Raw genomic sequence first — 6,051 nt, forward strand, 5'->3', positions numbered from 1 at the left:
AAAAAAAAGGCGTTTAGGGACTCATAGAACGCAGCAAAATAAGAACGCTCAACAAAGCCAACTCAAAGAGTAATACAAAAGGGAAAAAATATACCCGAAAAGGAAGGAAATACGTACCTTCGCAGGAGTAAAAATTTCAAGTGAAGTATAGCCCACTAGACTTCGTTCCGAAGTCGCGGGCCCTGCGGGGCCAGGGGGCTGCAGAAAAACCAACGAAACTGCCATGGGATTCGCCGTTTACCACGCCACCAAGATGAGCGCCTCTGGAGCAGGCCTCGGGGACCACATCGACCGCAAGGAGGGCCAGGAGCACACCTTCCAGAACGCCGACCCGGCGCGGCGGCATCTCAACCAGTCCTTTGCCGTGACGGAGCACTGCAGCAAGCCGCTGCACACGGCCATCTCCGATCGGATAGACGAAGGCTACACCGGTACCACCGCCATCCGGAAGGATGCGGTACGGGCCCTCTCGCTGGTCTTCACCGGCACGCACGAGGACATGAAGGCCATCGAGGCGGATCCGGAGAAGCTGAAGAGCTGGCTGAAGGCCAACTACCAGTTCGTCACCCTGGAGTTCGGGAAGGAGAACGTGGTGCGCCTGGCGCTTCACCTGGACGAGAAGACCCCGCACCTGCACGCGGTGGTGGTGCCGCTGGTGGAGGGGAAGCTGACGGCCAAGAAGCTGCTGGGCAACAGAAAGGACATGAGCGCGCGCCAGGACCGCTACGCCAAGGCGATGGAGCCGTTCGGGCTCTCCCGAGGCGTGCGGGGCAGCAAGGCCGTCCACAACTCAGAGGGCTGGTACCTGGGGCAACAGCAGCAGGCCCAGGAGGCCGTTCTGAGCGATCTGCCGCGCCTTACGGCTTTAGACAGGATAAACCCTGTCCGCTACGAGGAAAAGGTGCAGGAGCGCTTTAAATCCGTCTCCAGGGAGAAGACGGACACAGCCATCGAGCTCAAGCGCCGGACTGATCAGGTCCGGCATGCGCAGGCCAGCCAGCACAAGGCCGAGCAAGAGGCAGCCTGGCACAGAGAAGCCACCCAAAGTATGGCGGCGCAGCTCCTGCAGGCAGGCAAGGCGGGTATTACCCTCGACTCCTCTTACGCCCTGTTGAAAGCCCCTGAGGCGATCCGGGAGGCTGCCAACGCGCTCTTCCAGGAGGAAGTCCGGAAGCTGGCGGCTACGCATCTAAAGCCGGGTGCAGAACTGTACTACCGGGGGATCTACCAACTGGAGGACAGCAGCAAAGCCACCCGAGCGGATTACGAGCGGCACCAACAGCATGACTCGGAGGAAACCCGCAGCCACATAGCGGAGGAAATCACCAGGATTTTCAACCAGGAAATACAGAAACGGTGGGGTGTGGCGCTGAGCCCGGAGGCATCCCTCTACAAAGAGCTGCGGAAAAAAGCGGCAGACCTGGTGCGGGAACTTGCTAAAACCATCCTCCAGGAACTGAGGAAGGCGCTGGGGCTGGAGGAGCCACGCCAGCAGCGCAAGAGCAGGGGGCTGGGCAGGTGACAGCACTTTATGTCCCACGCGCAAAGGGTGGCTTAATAACGCAAAACAGTTTATATGCCTAGAAATTAGCACGTTCAGTGATTAAGCTACAGTTATTGTTAAAGTCAGTAGAACAATGGGTTAATGTCTAAGCAAGTGCAAATTTAGATTAGTATTTTCTTTTGTTAGAGCAGTTTTCATATCTATACTTAAAAAGTTTTAAGCATTCTTTTTTGAAAAAAGAATGCTTAAAATAAACACAGGGAAGTATTGGAATATTGTTAAACCAAATACTGATCCAGCTGAGTTACTCTGGCTCGCACTTAGAATAAAGCCTACTATAAAATTACTCAAAAAAGATAATACTAAGAAGCCTAAAACAAATTGCATTGAAGTAACAGCTTTATTATATATAATTTTTGCTAAAGCAAGACCAGCAGGTAGGGACAGCCATATTGAAGCCATAAAAGTAAACATGCCTACTGCAAAACTGACTACTAGCGCTTCAAAGAATTTTTCCATATAAAGGGTGGCTGAGCTCGCTGACGTGCAGCCGATGGGCGAGGCGGAGCCGAGTATAAAGGCTGAACTTGGCTAGGCTAGAGTTTTATTTAGCACTACCCATGGCAGAAACCTAATGTCAATAAGGCAAAAAATATCCAAAAGAAGGCAGCATACAATATACCTTTTGCTGCATCTGGTTCATAAGTGCGGAAATGGAAAAACAGACCAATCAATAAAATGGGTGTCAAATAAATGATAGCCTGAATTAGATTAGCTTCAAAAACACCACTGCTACTATCCGCTTTTGTGTAGGTACTAAGACCATAAAAGAATATGATGATAATAAGTAAGACAGGGGATAATAATGCAGAAAAAAATGAAATCCAACTCATATCTTTTGGAGCAAAGTGTATAATAATCTTCGCAACTATAAAAATTGCAAATAAAAGTAGGGCAATGCCTAATGCAAAAAATGTAGTAATGGCACAGAACCCACCATCACATCCCCCACCAAAACCTATAACTGAGTCGGCAACCAAGTAGCCAACCATACAAGATAAAATTAGAGCTACTATAAACTGGGCTATTACTTTCAATATTTTAGTCTGATTACGCCTAACGGGATGGTATATACGACTTGCGAGGCTTTAGACGAAGCATGAAGTATATACAGTGTTGGATTTTATTATTGGAAAGTTGTATACTCTATTCATCATTTATAGGTGATTTCCTTTTTTTCTTGCCAGAAAACCAAAAGCTGAATGCCGACACAACTATTAACAACCAACCAGAAGTTGTAAATCCTAAACTGAATATAATTATTGTTGAAATACCTATGAGTAATGCTATTGCCTTGGTGATATAAGATAAGATACTGCTTTGATTAGCATAACTAATCACTGAAAGTAATAAGGGAATAATTACAACAGGCATTATGATTATTAACCCAAAGAAAAAACCTACCATTTCACCATAATGGTCAGATTTGTCTGCACGAGTTATTTGAGGATACAAAAGTAGTAGTAATATAAACCAGTTCTTGAAACTAATAGATATTTTAATTTGAGACTTTCTCATTCATAATTTAAAATATTATCCAACTATATGCTAAACGGAAGTCTATTCGGCTTATCTGTCGAAAACGACCAATAACCGGAACTGGACTAACGAATATACTATATATTCAAAGCAATATAAAGAAAGCCATCGACAGTTGCCGCTCCTGCCAAAGTACCAAAAGCGCACCCCCGGATTCCAGCCAATCAGGCGGGTTTCGCCTATAACGACTGTTATGTTAAATAGAAGGGGTTCTAAAGGAAATGCTATTCCGGATGAATAAGAGAAGTAGCCTAGAATGGCATGCTTGAGGCGCTTTGACAAGAACAGATTATTTAAGATAAAAGTAGTTAAAGTAAACAGATATGTATATTTTTGCGTACATTATAGTGTACATAATAATATACATATGGACGCAATCACAGCAACAGCACTTAGAAATAAAATGAAAAGTTACCTGGATAGGGTAAGCAAGACTGCTGAAACTATATTTGTAACGCGCGGCAATGAGGATGACTCTGTTGTGCTCATGCCTATGCGAGAATATAACTCTATCATGGAGACAGCCCATCTGCTGGGGTCACGAGCCAATCGCGAGGCGCTAGAGAAATCGATTGCCCAGCACAAGAGTGGGCAAGTAGTGCCTTTTACGCTACAGGGGAAGGAAGAGACGCTGAGCAGATAATATGACGGTAGCTTTTACCCAACAGGCCTGGCAAGAGTATTGCGAATGGCAGCAAGATGATATGGGTGCCATTGAGAAAATAAACGATTTAATTAAAGCTATCCAGCGGGAGCCGTTCAAAGGCATAGGCAAGCCGGAACCTCTTAAAAATGAATTGAGGGGGTATTGGTCGCGCCGCATTACTGGTGAACATCGCTTGGTGTATGCTGTGGAAGGCAAAAGAGGTGTAGACCAAAAAATGACGGTTGTCCAGTGCAAGTTCCATTACTGATAAAGTAAAGACCCGCTCAAGTACCAAAAAAACTATTCCCGACTCTAGCGAGCCTGAATGTTCGTGATCTGGAGGCTGTCTAAGAACTCTTTTTTCCCTTCTGTTTTACCAGGGCCACCAGCGTTTTTTCTTTTCAACCAAACGCGGCTCCTGCTTTAAGGCATCCGGCTGCGGTTCGGGAGTAGGCTCGTTCCTCTGTCCTTCGCCGAGCATTAACAGGCTACGCTTCAGAATCTCGATCTGCTGCTCTTTCTCTTGGGTTAACTGAGCTTGAAACTTCAATTCTAACTTCAATAGCTCTATTTCATGCAGCAGCTTATCCGGGCCTTGAGGATTGCCATCTGGCACAGGTTCTTGCATTGCTATGGCATGGGTTTGGCCTATGCCATTTTTGGATGGAATGCCAGGATTTGGCCTATTAACCATAGGGTATTTCCCCTCCAGAAAGCTTACCTCTACCAGTAGCTTCCCATCTTCGTACGTAATATATTTCTTGCTTTCAGGTAAATTACAAAGCCTTCTAATTGTCCGGACACTTTTGCCCGTGACCTCTGAGGCTTCCTGTAGATTGATGTACGGCATGGTGCTGAATTTTACTCTCCTTAGGAGGTACAAGATATGGCATGTCATTCAGCAATGCAATGGCATGGGTTTGGCAATGTCAAAATAGGGGGTGGCAGACCTGTTTTAGGTGCTTTCTGCACGGTTTAGCGGTACTTAGCCCTGATATTTGAAATCTTCCTTGGCAATATGGCGCAGTAGGCCACCGTAGGAAGTAAGTGGCTTGCCTTCTTGCTGGGCCTGTTCCTCAAGCCGCCCCAAACGGTCAGCAAAGGGCTTGAGCCGCTTCTGCTCTATCAGGTAACCCAGAAGCTTATTACAGTATAGTTCATCTCCTGGAAGTATCGCGGAAAGTAAATTGATGCAGTACCTGATAGCTTCCTGTTTGGCCTGCTCTACCTGCTTGAACTTCCGATCAGTATAAAAAATTTTGAAGGTTAGCATCCGGTCAAAATCTTCCTTGCCACGCTCCTTTTTGTCCTTTTCTAGCTTGACCCATAAATCCGATTTATTATCTTCAAAAAGGTGCTTTAGCTCCTTTTCAGCAGCAGATAAAACCCACTTCTTAAAATCCCCATACCGCTCATACTTTTTCTCTAATCCAAGCTTGTAGCGCAAATCTTCCGCAGATATCCTAAAAATACCTGTGTCATGGTACTGGCTGAACATCATGTAAAGTCGCTGGCTATGGGTATTCAGGTGCAGAATTGTTTCTAATTGATAAGCAGTAAAGCCTCGTGCCAAAGAAACCATATAAGGCATAAGTAGGAAAGAGACCTGTAACTCCCATTTTTTTGCGTCCTTGTTGTAACGCCCGTAATTGATGAAACCGACATTAAACCACTGCTTCTCGTCTTCCACCTCAAAGCTTTTGTCTCGTAAGTCCTTGAGGGCTTTACGAATACGAGCATGGTTCTTCTCACCCTCAGTTACCATCATATCAGCTAGATAAAACTGCACCTTGTAGTCAATCTCCCCAAACATATTGCGGTTGAACTCTATATCGTCCTTGTTAAGCTTGTTTTGAATATGCTTGACTACGTACAGCAGCACCCGCATCTCATACTCAGTGAAGCTGTAACGAGCTTGAGTTATTACATTAGGCTGATAAATAGTTGATTTTGATGTTTCCATATTGCTAATTTAGAGAAAATTATTAAAATCTCTAATAAATTACTCTATTATTAGCATTCGGGGTATTCAAATTCTCGTAAAAACTATGCTCAGGGGTATTCAAATTCTCGTAAAAAGGTATTCAAATTCTCGTAAAATGAGTTTTAAAAAAGCCTGTAAATATTTGTTATTCAATGCGTTATAAGCTAATAAAAAACTCCTACAAGGAAGCAACAAGTTTACTTTTATAAGTAATCCAAAAAATTAACTAAAAAAAAGGCGTTTAGGGACTCATAGAACGCAGCAAAATAAGAACGCTCAACAAAGCCAACTCAAAGAGTAATACAAAAGGGAAAAAAT

The 6,051-nt window shown here is 44.8% G+C and carries 8 protein-coding genes; 3 read left to right on the plus strand and 5 right to left on the minus strand.

Going from position 1 to position 6,051, the window contains the following annotated elements:
• Positions 1-223: 223 nt before the first annotated feature.
• Complete coding sequence (gene mobV / locus FVR03_RS23505) at positions 224-1,522, plus strand: MobV family relaxase (RefSeq protein WP_147924218.1); 1,299 nt, start codon at positions 224-226, stop codon at positions 1,520-1,522.
• A gap of 198 nt (positions 1,523-1,720) precedes the next feature.
• Here mobV and FVR03_RS23510 read toward each other — a convergent pair whose 3' ends face one another.
• The 3 genes from FVR03_RS23510 to FVR03_RS23520 all read right to left on the minus strand — a co-directional run bounded on the left by FVR03_RS23510 (position 1,721) and on the right by FVR03_RS23520 (position 3,082).
• Positions 1,721-2,023, minus strand: a complete 303-nt coding sequence (locus FVR03_RS23510) for a hypothetical protein (protein WP_147924219.1) — start codon at positions 2,021-2,023, stop codon at positions 1,721-1,723.
• Between the two features lie 95 nt (positions 2,024-2,118).
• On the minus strand, positions 2,119-2,601 hold the full coding sequence (locus tag FVR03_RS23515) for a hypothetical protein (protein WP_147924220.1): 483 nt from the start codon (positions 2,599-2,601) through the stop codon (positions 2,119-2,121).
• Positions 2,602-2,710: 109 nt separating this feature from the next.
• The gene (locus FVR03_RS23520; RefSeq protein WP_147924221.1) at positions 2,711-3,082 is read right to left on the minus strand and encodes a hypothetical protein; all 372 of its coding nucleotides are present in this window, start codon (positions 3,080-3,082) and stop codon (positions 2,711-2,713) included.
• A gap of 388 nt (positions 3,083-3,470) precedes the next feature.
• Between FVR03_RS23520 and FVR03_RS23525 the strand changes: the two genes are divergently transcribed.
• Together FVR03_RS23525 and FVR03_RS23530 are read left to right on the plus strand one after the other, a co-directional pair.
• Positions 3,471-3,746 carry a type II toxin-antitoxin system Phd/YefM family antitoxin gene (locus FVR03_RS23525; protein ID WP_147924222.1) on the plus strand — a complete coding sequence of 92 codons (276 nt, stop codon included), beginning with the start codon at positions 3,471-3,473 and terminating at the stop codon, positions 3,744-3,746.
• Between the two features lies 1 nt (position 3,747).
• Positions 3,748-4,017, plus strand: coding sequence for a Txe/YoeB family addiction module toxin (locus FVR03_RS23530; RefSeq protein WP_147924223.1), 270 nt, complete (start codon positions 3,748-3,750; stop codon positions 4,015-4,017).
• 105 nt (positions 4,018-4,122) lie between these two features.
• On the opposite strand, the gene FVR03_RS23535 is transcribed toward FVR03_RS23530, so the two are convergent.
• Entirely contained in the window at positions 4,123-4,599 is a 477-nt protein-coding gene (locus tag FVR03_RS23535; protein WP_147924224.1) for a hypothetical protein, read from the minus strand.
• A 135-nt stretch (positions 4,600-4,734) separates the two neighbouring features.
• Complete coding sequence (locus FVR03_RS23540) at positions 4,735-5,712, minus strand: replication initiation protein (protein WP_147924225.1); 978 nt, start codon at positions 5,710-5,712, stop codon at positions 4,735-4,737.
• Positions 5,713-6,051 lie beyond the last annotated feature (339 nt).

Source organism: Pontibacter qinzhouensis, from assembly GCF_008017455.1.
Classification (GTDB): Bacteria; Bacteroidota; Bacteroidia; order Cytophagales; family Hymenobacteraceae; genus Pontibacter; species Pontibacter qinzhouensis.